Genomic DNA, 24,813 nt, shown 5'->3' with positions numbered 1-24,813 from the left:
TCGGCGTCGATTCGGCGTCGGATCCGGGATGAATCGGCTACTTCGACGGCGCGAGCGCGTCCTTGTCGTACACCTTCACGTCCGCTTCCGGACGGTCCTTCGGCGTACGGCGCAGCCGCTCCTTCATCCGCTCCACGATCGTGTAGAGCGTCGGCACCAGCACCAGCGTCAGCAGCGTCGAGGAGATCAACCCACCGATCACCACGATCGCCAGAGGCTGCGAGATGAACCCGCCCGACCCCGTCACGCCCAGCGCCATCGGCGTCAGCGCGCAGATCGTCGCGATCGCGGTCATCAGGATCGGCCGCAACCTGCGCCGGCCTCCCTCCAGCACCGCCTCGACGATCCCCAGCCCCCGCTCGCGGTACTGGTTGATCAGGTCGATCAGCACGATCGCGTTGGTCACCACGATGCCGATCAGCATCAGCATGCCGATCAGCGCCGGGACGCCCAGAGCGGTGTCGGTCACCAGCAGCAGCCCGATCGCACCCGTCGCCGCGAACGGGATCGACACCAGCAGGATCAGCGGCTGCACGAAGCTGCGGAACGTCGCCACCATGATCATGAAGACGATCGCCACCGCCAGCAGCATCGCCAGCCCGAGGTCCGCGAACGCCTTCTCCTGGTCCGCGCTCGCCCCGCCGATCTTGTACGACACGCCCGTGGGCAGCTTCACGCCCTTCAGCTTGTCCGTCACCTTCGCCGTGATCGCGCCCAGGTCCGCCGCGTCCGCCTTGCCGGACACGCTCGCCGTACGGTCACCGTTCAGACGGGTGATCTGGGTCGGCCCGTCCGCCCGCACCACGTCCGCCACCGAACTCAGCTTGACCAGACCGGAGGCGGTCGGCAGTGTGATCTTCTCGATCTCCGCCAGGTTCGCCGGAGCGTCACCCATCCGCAGCACGATGTCGCTGGACCGGCCGTCCAGGCTGATCGACCCCAGCGGCGCGCCACGGAACGCCTGCGCGACGAGCTGGCCGACACCCGTCTCGGTCAGCCCCTTGGCCGCGGCCTTCTCCCGGTCCACGTGGACCTCGATCCGGGGCGCGCTGTCCTCCAGGTTGGAGGAGACCTCCCGCAGGCCCGCGACCCCCGACATCGCCTCGACCACCGCGGTCGCCGCCGTCTTCAGCTCGCCGGTGTCCGCACCCTGCAGGATGACCTGCACCTGGTCGGAGCTGAACCCGCCGTCCGAACCGCCGACGGTGATCTCACCCGCGCCGGACAGGCCCTTCAGCCGGTCGCGCAGCGACTCCTGGAACGCCGCCGTGTCCACGCCCTCGGCCACCGTCACCGAGTACGACGCGCGGTCGGCGCTGCCGCCCAGCCCACCCATGAACTGGCTGCCGCCGCCCACCGTGACCTGGTACGACTCGATCTGCGTGAACTCGGAGAAGACCGTCTCGACCTTCTTGGCCGCCGCGTCCGTGACGGCCAGCGCGGTGCCGACGGGCATGCGCTGCGTGACCGAGATCGAGTCGTTGCCCGAGGAGTCCAGGAAGTTCGTCTTCAGGTTCGGCACCAGCGCCATCGTGCCGGCGAACACCACGAACCCGATCACCAGCGTGACCAACCGGCGCCGGGTCGCGAACCGCAGGACCGGCAGGTACATCCGCTGGAGCGGGCTGCGCAGCTCCCGCAGCTCCGCCTCCTCCCGTACGGCCTCCGCCTCCGCCGGCGACAGCACCGGAGCCTTCAGGAACCAGTACGCCAGCACCGGGATCACGGTCAGAGACACCACCAGCGACGCGAGCAGCGCCACCGTCACGGTCACCGCGAACGGGCTGAACAGCTGGCCCACCATGCCGCCGACGAACGCGATCGGCAGGAACACCGCGACCGTCGTCAGCGTGGACGCGGTCACCGCCCCCGACACCTCGCGCACCGCGGTGACGATCGCCTGTCGCTTGTTCTCCCCGTAACCGAGGTGCCGCTTGATGTTCTCCAGTACCACGATCGAGTCGTCCACGACCCGGCCGACCGCGATCGTCAACGCGCCCAGCGTCAGCAGGTTCAGCGAGTAGTCGCCCACCCACAACGCGATGAGCGCCATCACCACCGACAGCGGGATCGACACCGCCGTCACGATGGTCGACCGTACCGACAGCAGGAACACCAGGATGACCAGCACCGCGAACGCCAGGCCGAGCAGGCCCTCGGTGGTGAGGTCCTCGATCGACCGCTCCACGTACGGCGCCTGGTCGAACACGACCGTCAGCTCCGAGGCGTCCCCGACCGATCGGGTCAGCTCCGGCAGCGCGGCCCGCACGTCATGGGAGATCCGTACCGCGTTGCCGTCCGGCTTCATCGTGATCGACACGCCGAGGCTGGGCTTCCCATTGGTCCGGGTCAGCGTGGACGCGTCGGTGTCCTTGACCGTGATGTCGGCGACGTCGCCCAGCTTGACCGGCTTGGGCTGCGTCGGCTTGGCCGCGCCCTGCGTGCGGCCGGGGATCTGCCCGCCCGCGCCCGTGGCACCGGAGACACCGCCGGCGCCTCCGGTACGGCCGGTCGCTCCGGCGCCGCCCGTGGCGGCACCCGCGGGGGCGGCGGGGGCGAGGTAGAGGTTCTTCAGGTCGTCGACCGTCTCGATGCGGTCACCGACCTGCACGGTCAGCGTGCGGTCCTTCTCCGTGACACCGCCCGCCGGGATAGCCACCCCGTTCGCGCGCAGCAGTTCGGGGATCGAGGCGGCCGACAGGCCGCGCATCGCGAGCTTGACCTGGTCGGGCGTGATGACGACCTGCTTCTCCCGCGCCCCGGAGACGGTCGCCTCCCGGACACCGTCGATGCCCTGAAGCTTCGGCACCATGATCCGCTCGAGCCGGTCGAACATCGTGTACTGGTCGCCCACGTCACCCACGGCGATCACCATCACCGGGATGTCGTCGGTGTTGCCGGCGATCACCTGCGGATCGACGCCCGAGGGAAGCCGCGCGCCGATGCGCCCCACGGCCTGCTGCATCTTGCCGACGGCGGCGTCGATGTCGGTGCCATACTCGAACGCGACCTGAATCTGCGCCAGGCCCTCCTTGGACGTTGAGGTGATGTCGGTGGCGCCCGCGATGCCCTGGAAGCTGTTCTCGATCGGCTTGGTGACCTGTTCCTCGACGATCTCGGGCGACGCGCCGGGGTAGGCCGCCACCACGAACGCCCCTGGGAAGCTCAGGGACGGGAACAGTTGCTGCTTGAGAGAGGGAATCGCGAAGGCGCCCAGCGCGCTGAGCACGACCGCGATCATCATGACGAGAGTGCGGTTGCCCAGGCTCAGGCGAGCCAGGAAGGTCATCTGGCGAAGCTCCTTCACGGATGATCAGGGAGAAAGGATTCGCCCCACCCTAACACTTCGCCTCATGCGAATAATTCGCCTTCGAATTAATGACTGGTAAACTGACTCGCCGACGCGAGGGGTGAACGTGGGCGACAACGAGGCGACAGGACAGCCGGGCGGCGAGCGCGACGAGCGGTGCGCGCTGATCGACCGGCTCGTGCAGCTCCAGCGGACACTCGGCCGCTTCCTCGCCCACGACCGCTCCACCCCGCTGCTCGCCTCCAGCCTCACCATGCAGCAGCTCAAGGTCGTCGTGATGCTCTTCTTCCGCGACGCCTCCTCCGGCCAGCACCTCGCCAGAGCGCTCGGCACCGGCCTCGGCACCGTCACCGGGATCGTGGACCGCCTCGTCGCGCAGGGCCTCGTGAGCCGCCGCGAGGACCCCACCGACCGACGCGTACGCCTCGTCGAGCTCACCACCCGCGGCCGCCTCCTCGCCGAGGAGCTCATCGACGCCGGGACGTCCAACTACACGCGCCTACTCGGCCGGCTGGACACCGAGACCCTCCACACCCTCGAGAAGGTGATGGTCAAGGTCCAGCAGGCGGCCGACGACATGCTCGCCGGGAACACGCACCCCGCGCCCTGAACCACGCCACCCGAGAGCCGGCGCCTCCCGCGTACGACCCCGCGCGCACGGACGATTCGCCGCTGCCCCCTGCCTTTCCATGACCAAGGAAAGATAGGATGATCCGCTATGTCGTCCTATATCGAGGGACTGTTCTCCCTCCGTGGCCGCACCGCCCTGATCACGGGTGGCAGCTCGGGCATCGGCCGGGCCATGGCCGAGGCCATCGGCCGCGCCGGCGCAGCCGTCGTCATCGTCGCCCGCCGCGAAGCGGAGCTCGCGGCAGCCGTACGCGACCTCGAAGAGCACGGCGTACGCGCCGCGGCGATCAGCGCCGACCTCGGCGACCGCGCCGCCGTCGCGCGCGTCTGCGCCGAAGCCCCGGAGATCTTCGGCGACATCGACATCCTCGTCAACGACGCCGGCAACAACATCCGCCACCCGATGGCCGAGCTCACCCCCGACGACTACGACCAGACGATCGCGGTCAATCTCACCGCGCCGTACCTGCTCGGCCAGCACTTCGGCCCCCGCATGGCCGCCCGGGGCTGGGGACGCATCATCAACGTCGGCTCCCAGCAGTCGATCAGCGCCTTCGGCGACAGCGGAGCCTACGGAGCCTCCAAAGCCGCCGTCTGCGGCCTCACCCGGTCGCAGGCCGAGGCGTGGTCCAAGAACGGCGTCACCAGCAACACGATCATCCCCGGATTCGTGCTCACCCCGCTCACCGCCCCCGCCCAGGCCATCCCCGGACGCGTCGAGGCACTCGCCGCCCGCTCCATGACCGGCCGCAACGGGCTACCCGCCGACTTCGCCGGCATCGCCGCCTTCCTCGCCGGCGACGCCTCGGCCTACGTCACCGGCCAGAACATCTGCGTCGACGGCGGATTCAGCGTTCACTGACGTCGCAGCTCACCCGGCGACCTCCCTCTGACCACGCCGCCACGCAGTCGGGTCAACCGGCGGTCCAATGCGCCGGACGACTGAGCGCCGGCGGCAGCATGGTGGCGGCATTCCCCTTGGCCGCGTTGACCTGGGACTGGGTGAGGAAGATGCTGCCCGTGAGATCGGCGCCGCTCAGGTCGGCGTCGCGGAAGTCCACCCCGATCAGGTCAGCCCACCTCAGGTCGGCGTTCCTGAGGTCGGCCGCGATGAGATAGGCCCCACGGAGATTGGCCCCCCGCAGGTCGGCGCCCTTGAGCCTGGCCCCGATGAGGTCGGCCCCTCTGTGGTTCTTCTTGCGGCCGGGGACGCCGGCCCGCACCAGTTCGCCGGCGCGCAGTAGAAGACCGTTGACGTCCTGCCGCACCCCAGCGACGTCCACCTCCGCGAGCGCTTCGGCGCTGCCGCGCGTGAGACCGTCCACCTCGTCCAGCGCGCGGCGGAGATCGGGATGAATGGAGCGGGCGGCAGGCAGGGACAGCGCCTCGGCCAGATACCACAGCAGTTCGTGGAGCTGCCGCATGACGGCGAACACGTCGAACATCCGCCGCGCTGTGTGGGGTGCCTGTCGCCAGCTCTGACCGCCGAAGGTGATCTGGGAGACCTTCTGTCCCGCGCCCAGGCAGTCGAAGACGGTGCACCCGGGAAACCCACGCTCACGGAGATTCGCGTGGATCCCGCAGCGGAAGTCCGCCCGCAGGTTCGCGCACGGCTGCCCCGCGTCCTTGTCGACCGCGAAATCGGCCGACGCGGCGAAGGGCAAGGCGACACAGCACAGCCCGAAGCAGTTCGCACAGTCGGCGCGCAGACCGAGACGGTCGCTCTCAGCGGAAGGGGCTTGGCTCTTCTGGGACAACGTGCGTGATCTCCTGCCGTACAAGGGGTGAGTCGGGGGTGAGCACCGGGCATTTCGCCGCACTCTACGACACACCATTGTCGCCGACCGGATGCGGACGAAGTAAAGCGTGAACGAGGGCAGTGGCCGCGGGTAGCCGCAGGTAACCCGCGCGAGCTACCCGCCGTCGGACAACACGCGCAGCTCGCCGACGGGCAAGACTGAGCTTCACCGACCAGAAGGCTGGTCGGCCACGTGAGCGGTGAGCCGGGCTGCGGAGGTGCCCAGCCCGGTCGGGCCGGTCGGAAACGCGGTGGTCACGCGTGGGGTGCGGGAGGTTCGCTGTGCCTGGAAGCGCTGTTCGACGAAGGGGTCCACGGGCTCGTCGCCGAAGATGTTGCTCAGGTGCGCGATGAGGGCCGGCCGCAGGGGGATGCGGTGGCCGATCCGGCGCTCGTGGTAGCGCTCCTGGGTCTGCACGAACAGGAAGCCCGCATGCGCGTAGTGCACCAAGGCGTCGGGGGCGCCGCCGGCCACGAGGTCGTCGATGAGGTCGAGATAGACCGACTGGTAGGCCGTCTGCCGCTGTTGTGCGCGGTTCTCGTCGGCAGTGGGCTGGTAGAGGTCCAGCTGGTAGATGCCCATGGCGGACTTGCACAGGTCCATGGAGATCCCATCGCAGATGGCCGCGTCCGTGAGCCAGGTGTTCGAGCAGGGACCCGCGTCCCACAGGCGGGCGACCCCGAGCAAGCAGCCGTAGGGGTTGCCAGAGTACGTGTGGTAGACGACCGCGTCCCAGACTCCGGCCGAGTCGTTGAGGCGCGAGTGCAGGCTGGAGCGCTCACGGCCGGACACGAAGTCGAGCTTCTCCGCGTACTGGAACAGGTACTGGCGGACGAGCGCGAGCAGAGCGTGCACGGCGTCGTGCCCCCACCCCTGGTCGTCCAGCGCGGAGATGATGTCGCCGACCGTGCGGCCGTACATCCTGAACCGGCCCTGGACCAGGTCCAGCGGCGGGATGCACAGGTCGTCGCAGACCGTTGACACTCCGACATAGTGGAGGAATGCCGGCTGATCCGCATACCGCTCGCCACACCAGTTGGCCGCCCACTGGAGGGTATCCCGGCAGGTGTACATCGCGATGTCGGCGGCCGTCGTGTCGTTCTTGCGCCCCCAGTCCGTGTAGTCGATACGGGCGCCTTCGCCGGCGTCCGCCTGGGCGGCGGCCTCCCGCAGGACGGGCCACAGGTTCCACTCGTGGGTCTTCGCCGTACCCGCCGCATAGCCCTCGCCGCCCATCAGGAAGAACAGGTCGGCGGTGTCCTTGTTGTACGGGGACCTCCTCGACCGGGGAATTCCCGGCCTGGGTGCGCGTCTGGGGTAGTGCAGGTAGCCGCACCCGCTGGTGCCTGCGCACACCGGGCCGCACCACATCGCGTGCGACAGCTCCAGCAGCTCCGCCACCGTACGGGCCTCGGCCAGCTCACGTAGTGCCTCGGTCGCCGAGCGGCGGTAGTGGAGAGTATCCCGGGCCACTGGCACGGGCCGAAGCCCGGAATGGAAGTCAGCGGTCGTGATCACCAAGGCAGTCTGTCAGAGGGAGAGAGGTCGCCGTAGAACTCGCCGAAAATCGGGTGGATATGGCCCGATAGGCTCCTGATCTGAGGATCTTCGTGCTCTCGCAGCAGGTGGCCGGTCGGCGACGCGGGCGAACTCCGTACGGCCGTCGCCGACCTGATGCCCGAGCACACCGCCACCGGCCAGGAGAGCACCCCGGTCCACCGGAGCTGCCGGTCACCCTCGACATGCCCGGCAGGATCGCCGACTTCCTTGCGGCCACACCCGGACCATGATCCGGGTCAGCGGCTACCGCTGATTTCCATTCGGAGTGTGCTTCAGCCCTTGAAGGCAATTCGCCGGGAACCCTCAGCCTCGCCATCCGTGACCAGCTCCCGCAGGGCTTGGATGGGTTTGTTTTTGTTCGGCCGGGAAAGTTGATCTTCCAACAACCGGCCGCCTTTACAATGTAGATTCATAACTCCGATTCGGCCGGGGGATGGCCACACGGACCTCCCGCATCACCTCCGCCGCACCGCGCACCGGACCGCAGACCATGGGAGTTAGCCTGATGAGGAACACGGGAGGGATCACCATGACCGACTACGGCAGTGTGTCCACCACCGGCGACACCTGCACGCTGTACTTCGAGCGCCGCCTCCCCCACCCTGTCGAGCGTGTCTGGCGCGCCATCAGCGAGCCCAAGCACCTCATCGAATGGCTCGCGGAAGTCGAGATCGAGCTACGTCCCGGAGGCCGCGTCACGCTTCGCTGGCTCGGGACGGACGAGCACGGCAAGCAGACCGCGCAGCCCCTCGCCCACGGAGTGATCAGCGACTTCAAGCCCCCGCACGTCCTCCAGCTCGACACCGACGTCCACGGAACGCTCCGCTGGGAGCTGGAGGGAGACGGCAGCGGCTGCCTGCTCGTCTTCAACGCGATCGGTGACTACGGCGACCAGCTCACCAAGATCCTGGCCGGCTGGCACGCCCATCTGGACTTCCTGGCCGACTCCCTCGAGGGGCGCGTCGTCGACTGGCCCAACTGGCCGCGCACGCGCTGGGAGGTCCTGCACGGCTACTACAGGTCGCGCTGACTCCCCCGCCCGGTACGGCCTGCTCCGGGCGGGAGCGCAGTGGTCGCGAACGAGCCTGAATGGGTGCTGGCAAGGTCGTCCGCCTGGACGCCCGGAGTCGGTCGCCCGACGTGGCATTTCATCCCCTGTCGTCCGGTTTTCTGGGGTGCTGGGGCTGGTTGGCGGCCTGTCGGGAAACCAAACCGATTCCGACACCCCGAGAAGGCGCCACAGCGCTATCAAGCCCCCTTTGGGGCTGGGGACACGGTGGGAGCGGAGGACCGACTTATGGTGGGCACGCAAGGTCCGCATTGGAGGCGCACTCTGATGAACGGGCTTCGCCGTACTGGATGGGGTGCCTGGATGAACCCTCCAGGCCGACGGCGCGTCCCTTAGGTATGAAGAGATCGCGTTTGGCCGTCATCGCGGTGCTTGCGTCGTTGTGCGCCTGCGGCCAGTCTGGTGCTGATCCGGTACTCACTGTGGCCGGGACCGAGACGATCGTGTTGCCGCGGGCCGATCAGCCTAAAGCGCATCGGCCCACCCTGGAGCGGCTCAAGCGAGAGGCGGCGGCGTCGGGCCGGCCCCTGGAGGAGGTCGTCAAGCGGTACGCGACCCGGGTGGCTGCTACCTCGTCGCCCAAGCCGACGGACTTCGAGGGTTACGACCCTGCGGTGACCGACCCGGACGTGGCGATCGACGGCATTCCCTACGCCGAGCTGGTCGACCTCGGGGCCATCGCCAGATCGGAGGGCATCTCCTACGAGGAGGCCATCGACCGCTTCGGCTCACAGTCGTCCAACAGCCGGGTGATCGACAAACTTAATGCGGAGTTCCCCGACGAGATCTCCGGCGTCAGATACGTCGACGACCAGCGGGGGCTGCGCGTCGGCTTCAAGGGTCCCATCCCGACTCGCGCGATCGAGCTGGCCAGGACCCTCCCCACGGAAGTCACCCTGATCGGCGGCAAGGGATTCTCGGCCGCGGAGCTCCGGCGGGCCCAGGACACGGTCGTCTCCTGGCTCCGAACCCGTCCTGAGGTGGCCACGATGATGGCGCAACCAGATGAGGAGACCGGCCAAGTCAAGGTCACAGTTCAACCGAAGGTGATGCCGGACGATGCGGAGGAGTTCAAGCGTGGGCTTCAGCTCCCGCAGCTGGACAATCCGTACATCACCGTCGAGGTCACCCTCTCCGCCGAATCGATCGCCGTTCGCCCGCAGTGAGGGCCACCGAAGCTCCCGGCGCGCACACGACTGCGCCCGAACTCACCGACCCGGCAGACCTCGCCGCCCAGCGCGCCGAACTCCAGCACCTGGTCGATCAGAACTGTCGTGATCAATACGGCACGACCACGCCGAGTTCGCGGAGCCGGGCGACCGCCAACGACAGGCACAGTGCGGCGCTGGCGGCATCGGTACGCATGCCCACCACCAGCGGGCCGCCGCTCGCCGCGAAGGTCCAGGAAGGCCGCCCCTCCGCCAGCCTCTCGGCATCAACCCTGAGCATCGCACCGATGCCCTGCTCGGCGAGCCACTCCATGATGAGCAGGGCCGCGTCCTCAATCCCGCCATCGTGATCGGCCTTCGGCCATCTCTCTTTCCGCCCGGTCACGAGACGACCACATAGACCGGAACCGCAGCCGGAGCACCGGAAGGCCGGGTGCGTTCGGAGAGCTCACCCCGCATTCTGGAGGCGCTCCCAAAGCATCGTGAGCCACGGCGGACCGTCCTGCGCGGGCGCGGAACGAAGTGGATGCACGGGAGCCGACTCGATCACGTGCAGGAGCGACCAGGCCACACCGTGACAGCCGTCCGGCCCGAAGCACCCGGCCAGCAGCTCCGCTTCCTCGACAGTTACCGGAGCGGAGATCGCATGAAGCTCGCTCTCCCGATCGGCGATCTCTTCGAACTCGGCATCCTCGCTGGGCAGAGGACCCGCATCAACGAACTTCGCCACCTCAGGCCTCACCACAAAGCGATCTTCTCAGAGAATCCGGCCTGCGTCCGTTCCCTGCACGTCCGGTCCCCCGTCGATCGAGAATCCCGGCATCCGCACGTTATGTCGCCGGCTGGAGGCCGTCGAGAGCCAGGCCCGTGACAGCCGGCGGACTTCGCGCGCCGGCCTTCCGCTTCGACACGACGCCCGAGAGCTACCTGGCCGCGTACAGGCCCTGGACCAGGTGCTCATCGGGTGGCGACGGTGAGAGTGACGGCCAGCTCGGCGAAGGCGGCGGCGGCGGGGAGCGGATCCGCGGGCAGGACGAGGAGAACGGTGCGCTCGGCCGCCGGATCCAGCGGGATCGCGTGTACGCCCGCGCGGTGGGCGGGCAGCGAGAGTTCGGGGACGATGCTCACCCCGAGGCCCTCGGCGACCATGGCGAGGATGCTGTTGGTGTCGCGCACACGGTAGTGGCACGTCAGGCTCGCCCCCGCCGCCCGCGCGAGCGCCGTGATCAGCGGCTCGCACCCACCCGTGGACATGATGAACGGGTGCCGGGCCAGATCGGCCACCGGCACCGAGTGGCGTACGCCCAGCTCGTGACCGCTGGGCAGGACGGCCAGCATGCGGTCCGCGGCGAGCGGCCGCGCCACCGCCCCGGCGGGGAGCGGGAACCCGGCCGCGCCCGTACCCCCGGCTGACACGGTGGCGATGTCCGCCGCCCCCGTCTCCAGCCACTCCAGCACCTCGTCGTCCGAACCCTCCAGCACTGTCAGGCGCACCCGCGGATGCGCGTCCCCGAACCGCCGCAGGATCGGCGGCAGCAGCCGGACGTTGGCGCTGGGGATGACACCGACGCGCAGGCTGCCGCGCTCCTGCTCCCGGGCCGCGGCCACCTCCTGCTCCAGCGCCTCCACCTGGGTGAGGATGAGCGCGGCGCGGCGGCGCACGGCACGCCCGGTCTCCGTCAGGGTCACCCCGTGGTTCCCGCGCACCAGCAGCGCGACCCCGAACTCGTTCTCCAGCGCGCGCAGCGCGTGGCTGACGGCGGACTGCGTGGTGGCCATCTCCTCGGCGGCCCGGGTCATGTTGCCGGTCCGTGCGACCGCCAGCAGGATCCTGAGCTGGGTGAGCGTCACAGCGCCGCACGCAGTAGGCCGACGACCAGCGGGTGCGGGGCATCGGGGCGCGAGCGGGCCTGCGGCACATACAGCGTGGCCACGTAGTACGGATGGCCGGGGAGCTCCAGCACCCGGGCCTCGCCGTCACCGTCCACGCCGGTGACCGGGAACCCGCCGTCGTGGAGGCTCCCCTGCCGGCTGGGGTCGAGGCCGAAGTTGCAGTAGTACTTCTCCTCGACCTCGGTCCGTCCGTACAGCGCGGCCACCCGGGAGCCGGGGACCAGGGTGACGGGCATGGTCATGCCCGCCGGCGAGCAGGTCAGCGCCGACACGAACAGGGTCGAGGCGTACGGGTCGTACTCGGCGTGCTGGGCGTCCTCGTAGCCGAGCACGTGGCGGGCGTACTCGATGACCATGTGCTGGCAGCCGCCGCACGTTCCCAGGGTGGGCACGCCGCGCTCGCGGCCGTACCGGAGCGCGGCGAGGGCGCCGAGCAGGCTGCGGTACGGGCTGCCGGGCGCGCACCACAGCACGTCGGCGGCCTCGACCTCGGTCAGGTCGGATTCGAGCGGTTCGGTGGCCAGCCAGCGAACGTCCACCGCGATACCGAGGTGCGCGGCGGCGTGCCGCAAGGCGTCGTCGGTGGCCAGGTGCGGGGGAAACGCCGGGTCGCGATCGCCGATGACGGCGACGCGCAGGGATCGGTCGAACATGGCACTCACTATGCGGTGGGCCGGCCATGACGGCCAATGCCGGATCACACGCCCGCCATGAGCGATCGCTCAGGTCAGGACGTGACCGCCGATACGCGGAGAATCCGGCGCATCGAGCGCTCTGACGGCGGGATCCCGCCCTCACTCAGGCTCCTTCCGACAGGAGCCCGCAGAGCGCCTCGACGTACGGCTGGGCGGGGCCGCGGTGGCGGCGGGAGGTCGCGATGCCGATGAAACGGGACGGGCTGGGCGGCTCAAGGGGGATCGCGACGACGTCCGGGGCGGGCGTCAGGGCGATCTCGGGGATGAGGGCGACGCCCACACCCGCGGTGACCAGGGACTGCGCGAAGAAGTAGTCGGTGGCGCTGCAGGAGATCCGCAGCTCGAAGCCGGCCAACTCGGCGTAGCGACCGAGGAGGTCAACGGTCTTCAGGCATCCGAGGATCCAGCGTTCCCCGGCGAGTTCGGCCAGATGGAGGCGGGCGTTCCCGGCTCGGGGATGCGTCCGCGGGAGGACGACCCGGAGCGGGTCGGCGATCAGCGGGGTCCAGTCCATGCCGGAGCGGTCACCGGGGCGGACGGGCGCGGGCCCGTCGAAGTGGTAGGCGAGGGCCAGGTCGGCGCGGCCCTCCCTGACCAGGGGCAGGCTGTCCTCCGGTTCACGCTCGAGGATCGTCAGCTCGGCCTCGGGATGCTCGACGACGAATCGGGCGAGCGCCGGCGGCAGGAGGCGGCGGCCCCCGCTGGCGAAGGCCGCGATCGTGAACCGGGCCCGCTCGGTGGACAGCCGGTCGATGCGCTCCTGAGCGTCGGCCAGTTCGGCGGCGATGGCCTCGGCGGCCTCGACGAGCAGGCGCCCCGGCTCGGTGAGGACCACGCCTCGGGTGCTGCGTTCCACCACGGGGACGCCGAGGCCGCGCTCCAGTGCGGCGACCTGCTGCGAGACCGCCGAAGGGGTGAACCGCAGGGCGGCGGCGGCGCGGTTGAAGCTGCCATGGCGGGCGACCTCACGCAGAACGCTGAGCCGGTGAACATCGATCAACAGTTTTCCTTACGACCAACTAAGAAGATCACCACTACCGCTGATGACTATACGCGGGCACCCTGATCCTCATGAGCGAGATATGCATCATCGGCGGAAGCAGGCACTTCGGCAGGCGGCTGGTCGAGAACCTGCGCGACGCGGGGACGGCGGTCACGGTCGTCAACCGGGGATCGGCTCCGGCGCCCGCGGGCGTGACGCACCTGCGGGCCGACCGGGACGACGAGGACGCCCTGCGCCGCGTCCTGGACGACCGCGACTTCGACGCGGTGATCGACCAGGTCTGCTACACGCCCGCGCAGGCGGCCGTCGCGCGGCGGGTGTTCGCGGGCAGGACCAGGCGTTACGTCATGACCTCGACGATCGAGGTGTACGCCGACCTCGACGGCCCGCCGCACGCGGAACACGCCGTCGATCCCGCGAACTGGCCGGTACGGACGGACCTGCCATGGGACGACCCGGCGTTCCTCGACCACAACTACGGCGAGGGCAAGCGCCAGGCCGAGGCGGTCTTCACACGCGACCCCGCGTTCGGCTTCGTCAGCGTCAGGACGGCGCACGTGCTGGGTGGCGCGGACTTCACCGGACGGCTCGCGCACTACGTCCGCAGGATCCGGGCCGGCCTTCCGGTGATCGTCCACGAGGATCCCCGGCCGGCGTCGTTCATCCACGAGCGGGAGATCGCGGAGTTCCTTGCCTGGGCCGCGCGAGCGGATTTCACCGGAGCCGTCAACGCCGCCTCGCACGGGACCCTGGACGTCCGGCAATTGTGCGCCGCCATCGGGGAGCCCGTGTACGCGGTCGGCGAGGACGTCTCGCCGTTCTCCTTCGACCGGTCCTACGCCATGGACAACGGGCGCGCCACGGCTCTCGGCTTCCCGTTCTCGCGGGTCGCCGACTGGCTGCCGTCCGTCATCGAGGACGCGCTCGCGGAGGAGGAGCGGACATGCGCACTCGCCTGATCGGAGACGTCCCCGTGAGCGCCGTCGGCCTCGGCGCGATGCCGCTGTCCATCGAGGGCCGGCCGGACGAGGCCAGGGCGATCGCCACGATCCACGCCGCCCTCGACGCGGGCGTCACGCTGATCGACACCGCCGACTCCTACCACTGGCACGCCGACGAGATCGGCCACAACGAACGGCTGATCGCCCGCGCTCTCGCGGCCTACGGCGGTGACGTCACCGATGTCCTCATCGCCACGAAGGGCGGCCGCGGCCGCCCCGGAGACGGCTCATGGACGGTGAACGGCGACCCGCGCCACATCATGCGGGCCTGCGAGGCGTCGCTCAAGCGGCTCGGCGCCGACTCGATCGGGCTCTACCAACTCCACAAGCCCGACCCGGACGTCCCCTTCGCCGAGTCGGTCGGCGCACTCCGCGACCTGCTCGACGAGGGCAAGATCCGGATGGCCGGGATCTCGAACGTCGACGTCCGGCAGATCCGCCAGGCCCACCGGGAACTGGGCGGCCGTCTGGCCTCGGTCCAGAACCGCTACTCCCCCGCTGTGCGGGACAGCGACCCCGAACTGCGTCTGTGCACCGAGCTCGGCGTCGCCTTCCTGCCCTGGAGCCCCCTCGGCGGCGTCTCCCGCAGCGCGCTGGACTCCGACGACCCTGCCGATGGGACGCCGTTCCACACGATCGCCCGCCGACGCGGCGTGAGCCCGCAGCAGGTCTGCCTCGCCTGGCATCTGGCCCGCTCCCCGCGGGTCGTCCCGATCCCCGGCGCCAGCCGTCCCGCGTCGATCCGCGACTCCGCCGGGGCTGCCGAGCTGACGCTCACCGCCGACGAACTCGCCACGCTGGACCGGCTCGACCGGCTCGACCGGCCAAGGGGGTGATCCCGGTTTTCAGGGCGCGACGTCGCCGTACGGGCTGAGCCCGGCGCCGATCGCCGCGACCATCCGCTCGGCGTACGCGTGCGTGGCCCGATGAAGGTTGTGGCCGAAGCTGATCCGGGCCACGCCCAGCTCCGCGAGCGCGGCGGGCGACGGCGAGCCCGGCCCGCACAGCGCGTTGACGGGCCCGCCCATCTCCTCGACCAGCGTGGCCAGATCCGCGGTGCGGGCCAGGATCGGATAGACGCAGTCCGCGCCCGCCTCCAGGTAGCGGCGGCCCCGTCGCACCGCCTCGGCGAGCGGGTCGTCGTGCCGGGACAGGTACGGATCGGTCCGGGCGTTGACGACCAGGCCGGGCGCCGCCTGCCTGACGGCGGCGAGGAAGTCGGCCTGCTCCTCCACGTCCACGAGACCGCCGGTGCGCGGATCGAAGTCCTCGAGGTTGCAGCCAACCGCGCCGCTCTCGGCCAGGCGCTCCGCCAACTCGGCGGGACGCAGGCCGTATCCGCGCTCCACGTCCGCGGTCACGGGGACCGCGACCACCCGGGAGACACGGGCGATCGCCGCGAACATCTCCGCCGGAGGGGTCTCACCGTCGTCGTACCCGAGGACCGCGGCGACAGCGGCGCTGCCGGTGGCGACGGCGAGGAACCCGGCCTCCGCCACGATCCTGGCGCTGGCGGCGTCCCACACGTTCGGCAGGACCAGGGGTCTGCCGGGCACGTGAAGGGCCCGCAGCGTCGCGGAGGCCGTGTCCGTAGCGTCGGCCATGTTCATCGTGATCTCCTTGTCCGCCGTAGTCGCGGCCCCGCCGCGGTAACGCCTGTCATCCTGCTCACGCCGCGGCCTGTGCGCCGGCTATCCGGCGGGGCGGTACTTTGCGACCATCCGTGTCGAGATCGCGACCCGGTTCCAGGCGTTGATCGCGGTGATGGCCCAGATCAGCCGGGCCAGCTCCTGCTCGTCGAACTCCTCGGCCGCCTCCGCGTACACGTCGTCGGGCACGCGGGTGCCGGCGATCAGCGTGATGGCCTCGGTGAGGGCCAGCGCGGCGCGCTCGCGCGCGGTGAAGAACGGCGCCTCCTCCCACGCGGACAGGGCGTAGATCCGCTGCTCGGTCTCTCCGGCCGCCCGGGCCTCCTGGGTGTGCATGTCGATGCAGAACGCGCAGCCGTTGATCTGAGACGCCCGGATCTTCACCAGCTCCTGCAGCGAGGACTCCAGGCCGGACTCGCCGATGGTCCGATTCAGCGCCACCATCGCGCGGTAGATCTCCGGGGCCAACCGGCCGATCTCCATGCGCGCGGGCACGGGAATGGTCGTTGACGTGCTCTCTTTCCCCATATGGGCCACTCTAGATCAGCGGTCGGCCGACGTCTAAGAGCCAATTCCGGGTCTACTGAACGATCCATTTCGGCCGCAGAAGCCTCGCTCCTCGCCTGCCGGTCATGATCGGCCGGTCAGGAACTCCTCGATGATCCGGGTCGTCTCCGCCGGGCGTTCCATGCTCGGCAGGTGCCCCGCCCACTCCAGCCGGACGAGGCTCGCCGTGGACAGCGTCCGGGCGAGGTGGCGGGCCGTCTCCTGGAAGTACAGGAGGTCGTGGTCACCGGTCACCACCAGGGCCGGAACCCGGATCCGGGCCAAGTCGATCTCACCACGGACCCGCTCGGGCTCCGGATCGGCCTTGAGCTGCAGCTCGAAGGCATCGCGCTGCATCTGGGACACCCATGCCCTCGTGGCGTCGTCCGCCTCGGGTCCGAGCCAGGTCCGCGCGTTGAGGTCCGCGGCGCCCGCGATGTCACCGGCCTCGATCAGCCGGTCCTCCTCGGCGCCGAACTCCTCCAGGTCGGGAGTCGCGGGCAGCCCGCACCCGGCGTTGAGCAGGACCAGCCGGGAGACCAGATCCGGATGCCTCGTGGCCAGTTCCAGTGCCACCCGCCCGCCGTGCGAGGCGCCGACGACGGCCACCTCACGCAGTCCGAGGGAGGCGAGCAGCTCCGCGACGTCGCCGTCGTCGGAGTACGGACCGTCCGCAGCCCACGGGCTGCGCCCGTATCCCCGGAAGTCGAGCCGTACCACCCGGAACGACGCGGTCAGCGCCTCCCACTGCGGGGCCCACATGCGGGCGTCGGTCACACCGGAATGCAGCAGCACCACCGGATCGCCGGCTCCCGCGACCTCGTACCAGACACCGGTCAACCCGATCACAACTCCTTCATCGAGCGTCCATCGCGACGCGCAGGCCGAGGCCAATCAAGATCACGCCGGAGATCTGTTCCAGCCGGCGACGTACAGCGGGGCGGTCGAACACGAGCCGGGCCCGGCCGACCACCCAGATCAGCCCGAGGTACCACACCAAGTCCACCGCCACCCAGATCGCCGCCAGCAGCGACAACATCAGCGGGACGTTGCCACCCGACACCGTGCCCGGCGGCACGAACTGCGGCAGGAACGACATGGCGAACACGGCCGCCTTCGGGTTGGCGCCGCAGGTGGCGAGCCCCAGAGCGTAGGAGCGCCGCCAGCCGCGCGCAGCCTCCGGCTCCCGCTCCGCTCGCGCCCCCTCCGCGGAAGAGCTTCGCGTCATGCCTTCCCCCGCTCCGGCCGGTACGGCACGGCCGCGCCTGGCCTGCCACAACGACTGGGCGCCCATCACGACGAGCACGACGGCGCCGACGACCCGTATCGCGGCATAGGCCACCTCGGAGGCGAGGACCAGCGCGGACAGCCCGAACACGGCCGCCATCGCCCACAGGAAGATGCCGGTCTCGTTGCCGAGCGTGGCCGCCACGCCTGACGCACGCCCCGCGCGGAGCGTCTGGCGCAGGATGACCGCGGTGCTGACCCCGGGGATCATCGCGAGCAGCACGCATGAGCCGATGAACGTGAGCAGGAACACCCGCCCATCGTCATCACGGCACGGGCGGGGCGCAAACGGTTTTCAGCCCGTCGCGGGGCGGGAGCCGTACATGGCGGAGAGGTCGGCCGCCGCCTCGGCCATCATGTCGCGCAGTTCGGACGGCTCCAGGACCTCGACAAGGGCGCCGAGTCGGAGCAGCTGCCAGCGCGCGTGCCGGAGCGACTCGATCGGCAGGGTCAGCCGCGTCCACCCGTCGTCGCCGGGGACGCCCTCGCGAAGCGCATCCTCGGCCACGTCGCCGAAGGTGTAGCGGAAGAGGCCCACGGCGTCGGGCGCGAGCCGTACGACGGCGTCGGCGGTGTACATGCGCGCGGCGAACTCGGCGGAGAACTCCCGCCAGAACGCCACGAGATCGAAGTCCTCCTGCCGGTCGAACCGCTCGTCCAGGACCTCCACGTCGATGATGCGGCTGACGCGGTAGGTGCGGACGCTCTCGCCGCAGGCGGCGGCCAGGTACCAGGAACCGCCCTTGAGCACCAGGCCGTACGGGTGGACGGTCCGTTCCACGTCCTGCGGCCCCCACCGCCGGTAGCGGAGCCGCAACACCCGCTGGTCCCACACCGCCCCGGAGACCTCGGCGAGGAACGGGACGTCGTCGCCCGCGCGGTACCAGCCCGGCACGTCGAGATGGAAGCGCTCGCGCATCCGGGCCGCGTGTGAACGAGGTTCCGGCGGCAGCGCCGCGAGGAGTTTCAGCTCGGCGGTCGCCGCGACCTCGGCCAGCCCGAGCTCGGCGGCGGGACCGGGCAGCCCGGCGAGGAAGAGCGACGACGCCTCCTCGCGGCTGAGCCCGTTCAGCTTGGTGCGATATCCGTCGAGGAGCCGGTAGCCGCCCGCCGGGCCCCTGTCGGCGTACACGGGGACGCCGGCCGCCGACAGGGCCTCGACATCCCGGTAGACCGTACGGACCGACACCTCGAGTTCGGCGGACAGCTCGGGGGCGGTCATCCTGCCGCGGGTCTGCAGCAGGAGAAGGAGGGACAGCAACCGGCTGGCACGCATGTCACCCATCCTGCCACCTTTACAACGTAGATTTATTTGCTCAACGCACAACGCTCATGTTCAAATGAACACATGGAGAGTGCGGACAGGATGAGAGCGATCATGAGCGCTCTTCGTACGGCCGACAGCGTCTCGGTCGCCGAGTTGGCGGCCGAACACGGCGTCTCGGAGATGACCATCCGCAGAGACCTGGACGAACTCGCCCAACAGGGCGTCGTCCGCCGGGTCCGCGGCGGCGCGCTGAGCCTGCTGCTGCGCGGAGAGGAACCCCCCTTCGGCGTACGCGAACGCGAGGCGGTCGAGGCCAAGCAGCGCATCGCCGCCGAGGTCGCCGCGCTGCTCGCCGACGGAGAGGCGGTGCTGTTCGACGGCGGCACGACCCTCCTCGAGGTCGCCCGCGCCGTACGAGAACGACGGCTCACCGTGCTCCCCCTCGCCCTCCAGTCGGCTCAGGAACTCGCCACCGCGCCGCGGATCCGTCTGGTCCTGCCCGGCGGAGAGGTACGGCAGGGCGAGCTGAACTTCGTCGGCCCGCTCACCGAGACGTCGATCAGGGCGCTGCGGTTCGACACCGCGGTGATCGGGTGCTGCGGCCTGTCCGCGGAACACGGGCTGACCGCGCACGACCTGCCGGAGGTCGCGATCAAGCAGGCCGCCATCGCCTCGGCGCGGCGGGTCATCGTCGCGTGCGACTCCGGCAAGTTCAGCAGGACCGCGTTCGGCGCCGTCTGCGGGCTGGACCGGCTCGACGTGGTCGTCACCGACGAGGGCGTCCCCCGGGACCAGCACGACGCCCTCACCGCCGCCGGCGTGACCGTCCGCATCGCCCGCCCCTGATCTCCACGACCTCACTCCTGGTCTCCGAGCCCTCCGGCTCGGGCCCTCCAGCTCGGGATCTCCGTCGTCGGGTCGCCCTTCGACCTGTGGAGATGCCGCGTCGCTTGCTGAAACCTTTCGTGACATCCCCCCATCGGAGTGTCTTATGGTCCTTCTCGCCCCCAGCCGCCCGGCGCTGCTGCGCGCCCGGCTCGCCGTGTACGGGCTGTTCCTGCTCTCCGGGCTCACCATCGGCACGTGGACGGCCCGCGTCCCCGCCATCAAGGAACGCCTCGCCCTCGGCGACGGCGAACTGAGCCTCGGCCTGCTCGGCATCGCGGCGGGCGCCATCGCCGGCATGCAGATCGTCGGCCGGCTCATCGACCGGTTCGGCAGCCACCGCGTCATGATCCCCATGGCCATGGCCCAGGGTTTCGTCCTCGTGCTCCCCGCCTACGTCCCGAACCTGCCCTCGCTCGCCCTGGCACTGTTCGTCTTCGGGCTGGCGCACGGCAGCCTGGACGTCGCGATGAACGCCAACGCCGTCGTCGTCGAGCGCGCGTACGGCAGGACGCTCATGGGCTCGTTCCACGCGGTGTTCAGCATCGGCGGCTTCCTCGGTGCCGCGATCGGCGGGCTGTTCGCGCACGTCTCCGTCGACGCGGGCCGTACGTTCCTGTCGGCGGGCCTGCTGATCGCCGTACTGGCGGTCGTGTCGGCCCGGTGGGCCATGCGCGACGCCCCCGCCGGGCATGAGAACGGCGCCGCCGCGCCGGAGAGCACCACCACCGGGCAGACCACCGGGACCACCGGGACCACCAAGGCCAGCCTGCCGCGAGGCGTGCTCTTCCTGGGTGTGCTCGCCTTCTGCTGTCTGGTGGGAGAGGGCACGGCGGCCGACTGGAGCTCGGTCTACCTGGTCGAGACCCTGGGTTCCTCCCCCGGCGCCGGCGCCGCCGCGTACGCCGCGTTCGCCGTCATGATGACCGCGGGACGGTTCGCCGGGGACCGGCTGGCGAACCTACTCGGCCCGGTGCCGCTGGTGCGCTACTGCGGGATCCTCGCCGCCGGCGGGCTGGCCCTGGCGGTGCTCGGCGGCGCGCGGATCACGGGCGTCATCGGGTTCGGTCTCTTCGGAGCCGGTCTGTCATGCACCATCCCGCAGGTCTTCTCGGCCGCCGGGCACCGTGACCCGGCCCAGGCCGGACGTGCGCTGGCCCGGGTCGCGAGCCTCGGCTACGCCGGTCTACTCGCCGGTCCCGTCCTGATCGGCGGCGCCTCGGAGCTGTCCACCCTGCGCTACGCGCTCCTGATCCCCGTCGTCCTGTCGGCGTTCGTGGCCTTCGCGGCACCCGCGCTCCGGGCGCCCACGACGGCCGCCCCGGCGGAACCGGCCGCCGAGAGCGGCGTCCCCGGCGGGAACGTCACGCCGGTCTGAGGAACTGCTCGTAGCCGAGCTTGACGACCAGGCCGGTCACCACGCACAGCAGCACGATCCGGACGAAGCCGGAGCCCCGCTTGAGCGCCATGCGCGCTCCGAGCTGGGCTCCGGCGATGTTGCACACGGCCATGCCGAGGCCGAGGGCCCACAACACGTGCCCCTGCCAGGAGAAGACGACCAGAGCCCCGAGGTTCGTCCCGGTGTTGAGGATCTTCGCGGTGGCCGAGGCGTTGACGAAGTCCATGCCCAGGATGGACGTGAACGCGATGAGCAGGAACGTCCCCGTCCCCGGACCGAGTATCCCGTCGTAGAACGCGATCACCCCGCCCGCGACGGCGACCGCGGCCAGCAGCCGTCCCCTCGTACGCAGATGAGGACGCGGGAGCAGGCCGAACGCCGGACGCGTCGTCACGAACGCCGCCACCCCGAGCAGCACGACGAGGACCAGTGGCTTGAGCACCGCCGCGTCCAGCATCGCGGCCGAGGCCGCCCCCAGCCCGGCGAACGCCACCGCGAGTACGCCCGACGGTACGGCCACCGCCCGGTCGAGCTTGGTGTTCCTGGCGTACGTCAGCGCGGCGGAGGCCGTACCGAAGATGGCCGCGGACTTGTTCGTCGCCATCGCCTGCACCGGGGACAGCCCGGCCAGCAGCAGCGCGGGGAGCTGGAGCAGCCCTCCCCCGCCGACGACCGCGTCCACCCAGCCCGCGGCGAGCGCCGCCACGAGCAGGATCACGACCTCTCCCGCCCCCATGCGGCGCCCCTTTCCCTGACGATCTCTTGACCATCCGAGGGTAGCCAGCCGTCCCGGTCTGTACGGCCACGGGCGGGCTGCGGCGTTCCGGCGCCACACGTCGACGCACTGTCCTACTACGACGGTGCGCGATCTTCGGCGGTGGAGGCGCACTCGGGGGTCGACGATCGCGCCGCCCTTGCCCTACTCGCCCGCCCTGGCCGCTGCGAGATACGGCCTGGAGGCAGTGCCGTCATCGGTGGCATCGGCATGACGCCCGAGGACGTGGCAGCCCACGAGGAGGCAGGCATTTAGTAGGGACCGTTATTAACATCACATCAGGTGAATCCGCTGTCGCCTGCATCAAATGTGACGAATATGCATTCGTAGACGCACACGAGCTCCGTGCCCTAGATTGTTGGCGATCATGTAATCCGGCAGTGAGAAGGCGCCGGCCTCCTGTCCGGTGCTTCTTGGACACCTCAGCTGCCGAGCGACTGGAAGGTGCATCGGTTGTCCGACGTCTCCTCAAGCCCGGCGTCTCCCGGCATGCCCGAAAACTCGCGGCCCAGCGAATCTGGCACGCCGAGTTCATCGCAAAGCGGCTCGGGAACACCCAGCTCGTCGCCTACGGACTTCGGCTCATGTCCCCACACCCCCGACTGTGGCCCCGGTCCCTGCCTGCCGTCGAGCCTGCGCCCCACCTCCGAATCCCCGTTGCCCGTCCGTCCCGCGTCCTCCCAGCCCGACCCGGCTGACAAGAACGGCTTTGAGGTCGCCACGGACAAGCTCGGCAGCTTCGCCAATGTGATGACGACGTCCGCCGTGCACGTCAACCAGATCAAGGCGGCCACACCCAGGTTCGAGAGTTGGAACCTCGTACCCGTCGCCGGTATCCCCAGCATCGGGCTCCTGTACGTCAACCGGCTCAACACCATCAGCGACGTCTGGGCCGACTGCGCGGGAGTCCTGAAGGAGGTACTCGAGGTGGACGGCGGACTGCTCGTCACCGTGGCCGGCAACTATCGCGCCGCTGAAGAGAAGTCCCGCGCGGCCGCCAGCAATGCGATCAACCTCTGAAAGGTCCCATGATGTCAACCCCCTCCGGCGGCCCGCTGAACATTCCCAGCCAGCTCCAGAGTGCCGGCCCTCGGCAACTGAACATCTACGCCCCTGACGGGAGCGTCGCGCGGACGGTCACCATCGGCCAGCAGCCGGTCACCATCGGCCAGCAGCGCACTGATCCGGGGTTCTTCAAGAACGTGGTCACCCGGATCCGCACGCACAACCAACCCATCAGGGCGGGACTGGTCGTGGCGGGATTCGGTTTGGGAGGAACGGCCCTACTCTCGGCCGCAGTACTGAACCTCGGCAACCCCGCCCTCTTCGTCTTCCGCCGGGACGACTGGAAGGAGATGCTGAGCCATCTCAAAGGCAGCGCCTGGGACGTATGGCTCTCCTATTTCAGCGACGTGGCGCCGCAGTGGAAGGGCCACGCCGTCGAAACGTTCCAGCAGTATCTCCGGTTCAAGCTGATCGGCATGTTCGACCAGCTCGGCGCCATCACCAAGGACATGAGCGGCACCATGCACGGCCAGTACAAGGAGGTGCTGGAGTACGACATGTCGTTGGTGGCCATGTGGGCCGCCGCCAGTCCGGTCTTCAAGATGCTCCTTCCCGCGAGCAACACCCCGCTCGGCAGGGTCGCGCTGATGACGCATGCCGGCGTCTTCCTCACCGCGGTCGGCACGCTGCTCAAACAGTTCGCCGACGTGTACAACAAGTACGAGGGCGATCTGAACGACATCGAGCTCAAAATCACCGACCTCAAGGGCGCCTTCTACAACATGGGCAACCGCTCGATGGGTGCCCGCGACCTGCACGTGGACGCGGATATCATCGGCGACCTCCGCAACTGGAAGCCCGCCACCGAGGAAGGCTCATGACGCACAGCGACGCCTTCAACGCGGGCAGGGAGGGTGACCTCCGAGGCGTGATCCGGGAGGTCGGGGGCTTGGTCGACGCGGTCGCCGGAGCGTTACGCGAGCTGGACGAGCAAGAGATGACGGGGACCGACAGCACCGGCCGGGTGGTGGCCACGGTGTCAGGTTCGGGGCGCCTGCTGACACTACGCATCGACCCGCGGGCGATGCGCGACCTCGATCACGTCGCGATCGCACAGGTCATACAGGAGGCCATCGGGGCGGCGCGCGAGGCGATGGCCGAGGGCATGGGCGCGATGATCAGCGCCCTGAACGGCGGGCTGCCGGATCCCGATCCCCACCACGATCCGCTCGCGGCCCACTTCGACGCCGTTCTGCGGGAGGGCGAGCATGGATGAGATGGATGAGCTGCGCAGGCTCTCCGAGCAGTTGGCGGGTGCGTCGGCCGAGACCGACGCGACCATGGCCGAGTGGGGCGCGCGCCGGTTCACCGGCACGGCCGACAAAGGCGGTGTGGTCGCGACCGTCGACGCCGTGGGCAACCTGTTGGCGCTCGACGTCAGTGTGGCGAGCAAGCGCCGCCTCGACAGCGTGACCCTCGGCGATGCGGTGATCGCCGCGATTCACGCGGCCGAGCAGGCGGCGACAGAGGCGAAGGACGCGATGATGCGAGAGCTGCGCGTTGGCTGGGGACCCGGTCTCGGGGACCTGTTCGGTGACGCCCAGCGGTCCTTCGAAACTCGCAGCGGCATCAGGATCGACCCCCGGTAGGTTGCCGGCCATGGGCGGCACGTCGGCCGATTCCTCGAACGGGATCCCTTCGAGGCTCTGCGACGCCCGCCCGACAATCCAGCCCCGGGCCCCGCACGCCTACCCGGGCCGGCGCGACGCCGAACCCGCCATTCCGACGTCCCGGCCGCCCAGCGCCGTGAACGTGCCCGGATCCGCGGCGAGAGCGGCGTCCGCCGGGGCGGACGCCCTCCGCCGTTCGCC

General features: G+C 70.0%; 26 protein-coding genes and 1 pseudogene. 13 read left to right on the top strand and 14 right to left on the bottom strand.

Translation table 11 applies throughout. The features are described from left to right. Window positions 1-37: 37 nt before the first annotated feature. Complete coding sequence (locus tag IMZ11_RS09040) at window positions 38-3,289, bottom strand: efflux RND transporter permease subunit (RefSeq protein WP_228639500.1); 3,252 nt, start codon at window positions 3,287-3,289, stop codon at window positions 38-40. Between the two features lie 127 nt (window positions 3,290-3,416). Between IMZ11_RS09040 and IMZ11_RS09035 the strand changes: the two genes are divergently transcribed. Then, a complete protein-coding gene (locus IMZ11_RS09035; protein ID WP_228639498.1) occupies window positions 3,417-3,920 on the top strand; it encodes a MarR family winged helix-turn-helix transcriptional regulator in 504 nt (167 codons plus the stop codon). A 108-nt stretch (window positions 3,921-4,028) separates the two neighbouring features. Next, window positions 4,029-4,802, top strand: a complete 774-nt coding sequence (locus IMZ11_RS09030) for an SDR family NAD(P)-dependent oxidoreductase (RefSeq protein WP_228639496.1) — start codon at window positions 4,029-4,031, stop codon at window positions 4,800-4,802. A gap of 52 nt (window positions 4,803-4,854) precedes the next feature. On the opposite strand, the gene IMZ11_RS09025 is transcribed toward IMZ11_RS09030, so the two are convergent. Together IMZ11_RS09025 and IMZ11_RS09020 are read right to left on the bottom strand one after the other, a co-directional pair. Continuing rightward, complete coding sequence (locus IMZ11_RS09025; protein ID WP_228639494.1) at window positions 4,855-5,697, bottom strand: pentapeptide repeat-containing protein; 843 nt, start codon at window positions 5,695-5,697, stop codon at window positions 4,855-4,857. Window positions 5,698-5,904: 207 nt separating this feature from the next. Continuing rightward, window positions 5,905-7,257, bottom strand: coding sequence for a hypothetical protein (locus IMZ11_RS09020; protein WP_228639492.1), 1,353 nt, complete (start codon window positions 7,255-7,257; stop codon window positions 5,905-5,907). A 547-nt stretch (window positions 7,258-7,804) separates the two neighbouring features. Between IMZ11_RS09020 and IMZ11_RS09015 the strand changes: the two genes are divergently transcribed. Both IMZ11_RS09015 and IMZ11_RS09010 read left to right on the top strand, forming a co-directional pair. Further along, complete coding sequence (locus IMZ11_RS09015; RefSeq protein WP_228639490.1) at window positions 7,805-8,329, top strand: SRPBCC family protein; 525 nt, start codon at window positions 7,805-7,807, stop codon at window positions 8,327-8,329. Between the two features lie 461 nt (window positions 8,330-8,790). Beyond that, window positions 8,791-9,534 (top strand): hypothetical protein, encoded by a 744-nt coding sequence (locus IMZ11_RS09010; protein WP_228639488.1) that lies wholly within the window; start codon window positions 8,791-8,793, stop codon window positions 9,532-9,534. A gap of 112 nt (window positions 9,535-9,646) precedes the next feature. On the opposite strand, the gene IMZ11_RS09005 is transcribed toward IMZ11_RS09010, so the two are convergent. From IMZ11_RS09005 to IMZ11_RS08985, 5 genes are all read right to left on the bottom strand, one after another. Next, the gene (locus tag IMZ11_RS09005; protein WP_228639486.1) at window positions 9,647-9,922 is read right to left on the bottom strand and encodes a hypothetical protein; all 276 of its coding nucleotides are present in this window, start codon (window positions 9,920-9,922) and stop codon (window positions 9,647-9,649) included. 63 nt (window positions 9,923-9,985) lie between these two features. After that, window positions 9,986-10,267, bottom strand: a complete 282-nt coding sequence (locus tag IMZ11_RS09000; protein WP_228639484.1) for a hypothetical protein — start codon at window positions 10,265-10,267, stop codon at window positions 9,986-9,988. A 227-nt stretch (window positions 10,268-10,494) separates the two neighbouring features. Then, window positions 10,495-11,388 carry a LysR family transcriptional regulator gene (locus tag IMZ11_RS08995; RefSeq protein ID WP_228639481.1) on the bottom strand — a complete coding sequence of 298 codons (894 nt, stop codon included), beginning with the start codon at window positions 11,386-11,388 and terminating at the stop codon, window positions 10,495-10,497. After that, a complete protein-coding gene (locus tag IMZ11_RS08990) occupies window positions 11,385-12,083 on the bottom strand; it encodes a hypothetical protein (RefSeq protein ID WP_228639479.1) in 699 nt (232 codons plus the stop codon). Before IMZ11_RS08990 ends, IMZ11_RS08995 begins: the two co-directional genes overlap by 4 nt. 145 nt (window positions 12,084-12,228) lie before the next feature. Further along, a complete protein-coding gene (locus IMZ11_RS08985) occupies window positions 12,229-13,125 on the bottom strand; it encodes a LysR family transcriptional regulator (RefSeq protein WP_228639477.1) in 897 nt (298 codons plus the stop codon). 71 nt (window positions 13,126-13,196) lie between these two features. Between IMZ11_RS08985 and IMZ11_RS08980 the strand changes: the two genes are divergently transcribed. Then, entirely contained in the window at window positions 13,197-14,087 is an 891-nt protein-coding gene (locus tag IMZ11_RS08980; protein ID WP_228639475.1) for an NAD-dependent epimerase/dehydratase family protein, read from the top strand. Then, window positions 14,072-14,965: an aldo/keto reductase gene (locus tag IMZ11_RS08975; protein WP_228639473.1), complete on the top strand. Its 894-nt coding sequence runs from the start codon at window positions 14,072-14,074 to the stop codon at window positions 14,963-14,965. Before IMZ11_RS08980 ends, IMZ11_RS08975 begins: the two co-directional genes overlap by 16 nt. Window positions 14,966-14,974: 9 nt before the next feature. On the opposite strand, the gene IMZ11_RS08970 is transcribed toward IMZ11_RS08975, so the two are convergent. From IMZ11_RS08970 to IMZ11_RS08950, 5 genes are all read right to left on the bottom strand, one after another. After that, window positions 14,975-15,739, bottom strand: a complete 765-nt coding sequence (locus IMZ11_RS08970; protein ID WP_228639472.1) for an isocitrate lyase/phosphoenolpyruvate mutase family protein — start codon at window positions 15,737-15,739, stop codon at window positions 14,975-14,977. Between the two features lie 81 nt (window positions 15,740-15,820). Next, the gene (locus IMZ11_RS08965; RefSeq protein ID WP_228639470.1) at window positions 15,821-16,306 is read right to left on the bottom strand and encodes a carboxymuconolactone decarboxylase family protein; all 486 of its coding nucleotides are present in this window, start codon (window positions 16,304-16,306) and stop codon (window positions 15,821-15,823) included. 102 nt (window positions 16,307-16,408) lie between these two features. Beyond that, window positions 16,409-17,173, bottom strand: coding sequence for an alpha/beta fold hydrolase (locus IMZ11_RS08960; protein WP_228639468.1), 765 nt, complete (start codon window positions 17,171-17,173; stop codon window positions 16,409-16,411). Between the two features lie 7 nt (window positions 17,174-17,180). After that, a complete protein-coding gene (locus tag IMZ11_RS08955) occupies window positions 17,181-17,864 on the bottom strand; it encodes a LysE family translocator (protein ID WP_228639466.1) in 684 nt (227 codons plus the stop codon). 42 nt (window positions 17,865-17,906) lie between these two features. Further along, window positions 17,907-18,887: a YafY family protein gene (locus IMZ11_RS08950; protein ID WP_228639646.1), complete on the bottom strand. Its 981-nt coding sequence runs from the start codon at window positions 18,885-18,887 to the stop codon at window positions 17,907-17,909. Window positions 18,888-18,959: 72 nt separating this feature from the next. Here IMZ11_RS08950 and IMZ11_RS08945 point away from each other — a divergent pair, with 72 nt between their 5' ends. Together IMZ11_RS08945 and IMZ11_RS08940 are read left to right on the top strand one after the other, a co-directional pair. Then, a complete protein-coding gene (locus IMZ11_RS08945) occupies window positions 18,960-19,724 on the top strand; it encodes a DeoR/GlpR family DNA-binding transcription regulator (protein WP_228639464.1) in 765 nt (254 codons plus the stop codon). Between the two features lie 145 nt (window positions 19,725-19,869). Beyond that, window positions 19,870-21,141 carry an MFS transporter gene (locus IMZ11_RS08940; RefSeq protein WP_228639462.1) on the top strand — a complete coding sequence of 424 codons (1,272 nt, stop codon included), beginning with the start codon at window positions 19,870-19,872 and terminating at the stop codon, window positions 21,139-21,141. Here IMZ11_RS08940 and IMZ11_RS08935 read toward each other — a convergent pair. Then, complete coding sequence (locus IMZ11_RS08935; protein WP_228639460.1) at window positions 21,128-21,898, bottom strand: TSUP family transporter; 771 nt, start codon at window positions 21,896-21,898, stop codon at window positions 21,128-21,130. The genes IMZ11_RS08940 and IMZ11_RS08935 overlap by 14 nt on opposite strands. 696 nt (window positions 21,899-22,594) lie before the next feature. Here IMZ11_RS08935 and IMZ11_RS08930 point away from each other — a divergent pair. From IMZ11_RS08930 to IMZ11_RS46660, 5 genes and pseudogenes are all read left to right on the top strand, one after another. Next, a complete protein-coding gene (locus tag IMZ11_RS08930) occupies window positions 22,595-22,957 on the top strand; it encodes a hypothetical protein (protein WP_228639458.1) in 363 nt (120 codons plus the stop codon). A gap of 11 nt (window positions 22,958-22,968) precedes the next feature. Beyond that, a complete protein-coding gene (locus IMZ11_RS08925) occupies window positions 22,969-23,823 on the top strand; it encodes a hypothetical protein (RefSeq protein WP_228639456.1) in 855 nt (284 codons plus the stop codon). Continuing rightward, window positions 23,820-24,218, top strand: coding sequence for a YbaB/EbfC family nucleoid-associated protein (locus IMZ11_RS08920; protein ID WP_228639454.1), 399 nt, complete (start codon window positions 23,820-23,822; stop codon window positions 24,216-24,218). Before IMZ11_RS08925 ends, IMZ11_RS08920 begins: the two co-directional genes overlap by 4 nt. Next, the gene (locus IMZ11_RS08915) at window positions 24,211-24,591 is read left to right on the top strand and encodes a YbaB/EbfC family nucleoid-associated protein (protein ID WP_228639452.1); all 381 of its coding nucleotides are present in this window, start codon (window positions 24,211-24,213) and stop codon (window positions 24,589-24,591) included. Before IMZ11_RS08920 ends, IMZ11_RS08915 begins: the two co-directional genes overlap by 8 nt. A gap of 126 nt (window positions 24,592-24,717) precedes the next feature. Next, window positions 24,718-24,801 (top strand): annotated as a pseudogene (locus IMZ11_RS46660) (IS630 family transposase); the annotation flags it as partial. Between the last annotated feature and the right edge of the window lie 12 nt (window positions 24,802-24,813).

This window comes from Microtetraspora sp. AC03309, assembly GCF_020826795.1.
GTDB classification, from domain to species: Bacteria; Actinomycetota; Actinomycetes; order Streptosporangiales; family Streptosporangiaceae; genus Microtetraspora; species Microtetraspora glauca.
This window is presented reverse-complemented; position numbering and strand designations above follow the sequence as displayed.

What these genes read in the sequence shown, in the direction of transcription:
- IMZ11_RS09040 (WP_228639500.1), bottom strand. Translation starts at nt 3,289, where the DNA reads ATGACCTTCCTGGCTCGCCTGAGCCTGGGCAACCGCACTCTCGTCATG.
- IMZ11_RS09030 (WP_228639496.1), top strand. Translation starts at nt 4,029, where the DNA reads ATGTCGTCCTATATCGAGGGACTGTTCTCCCTCCGTGGCCGCACCGCC.
- IMZ11_RS09015 (WP_228639490.1), top strand. Translation starts at nt 7,805, where the DNA reads ATGAGGAACACGGGAGGGATCACCATGACCGACTACGGCAGTGTGTCC.
- IMZ11_RS08990 (WP_228639479.1), bottom strand. Translation starts at nt 12,083, where the DNA reads ATGTTCGACCGATCCCTGCGCGTCGCCGTCATCGGCGATCGCGACCCG.
- IMZ11_RS08980 (WP_228639475.1), top strand. Translation starts at nt 13,197, where the DNA reads ATGAGCGAGATATGCATCATCGGCGGAAGCAGGCACTTCGGCAGGCGG.
- IMZ11_RS08975 (WP_228639473.1), top strand. Translation starts at nt 14,072, where the DNA reads ATGCGCACTCGCCTGATCGGAGACGTCCCCGTGAGCGCCGTCGGCCTC.
- IMZ11_RS08970 (WP_228639472.1), bottom strand. Translation starts at nt 15,739, where the DNA reads ATGAACATGGCCGACGCTACGGACACGGCCTCCGCGACGCTGCGGGCC.
- IMZ11_RS08965 (WP_228639470.1), bottom strand. Translation starts at nt 16,306, where the DNA reads ATGGGGAAAGAGAGCACGTCAACGACCATTCCCGTGCCCGCGCGCATG.
- IMZ11_RS08950 (WP_228639646.1), bottom strand. Translation starts at nt 18,887, where the DNA reads ATGCGTGCCAGCCGGTTGCTGTCCCTCCTTCTCCTGCTGCAGACCCGC.
- IMZ11_RS08945 (WP_228639464.1), top strand. Translation starts at nt 18,960, where the DNA reads ATGGAGAGTGCGGACAGGATGAGAGCGATCATGAGCGCTCTTCGTACG.
- IMZ11_RS08940 (WP_228639462.1), top strand. Translation starts at nt 19,870, where the DNA reads ATGGTCCTTCTCGCCCCCAGCCGCCCGGCGCTGCTGCGCGCCCGGCTC.
- IMZ11_RS08935 (WP_228639460.1), bottom strand. Translation starts at nt 21,898, where the DNA reads ATGGGGGCGGGAGAGGTCGTGATCCTGCTCGTGGCGGCGCTCGCCGCG.
- IMZ11_RS08925 (WP_228639456.1), top strand. Translation starts at nt 22,969, where the DNA reads ATGTCAACCCCCTCCGGCGGCCCGCTGAACATTCCCAGCCAGCTCCAG.
- IMZ11_RS08920 (WP_228639454.1), top strand. Translation starts at nt 23,820, where the DNA reads ATGACGCACAGCGACGCCTTCAACGCGGGCAGGGAGGGTGACCTCCGA.
- IMZ11_RS08915 (WP_228639452.1), top strand. Translation starts at nt 24,211, where the DNA reads ATGGATGAGATGGATGAGCTGCGCAGGCTCTCCGAGCAGTTGGCGGGT.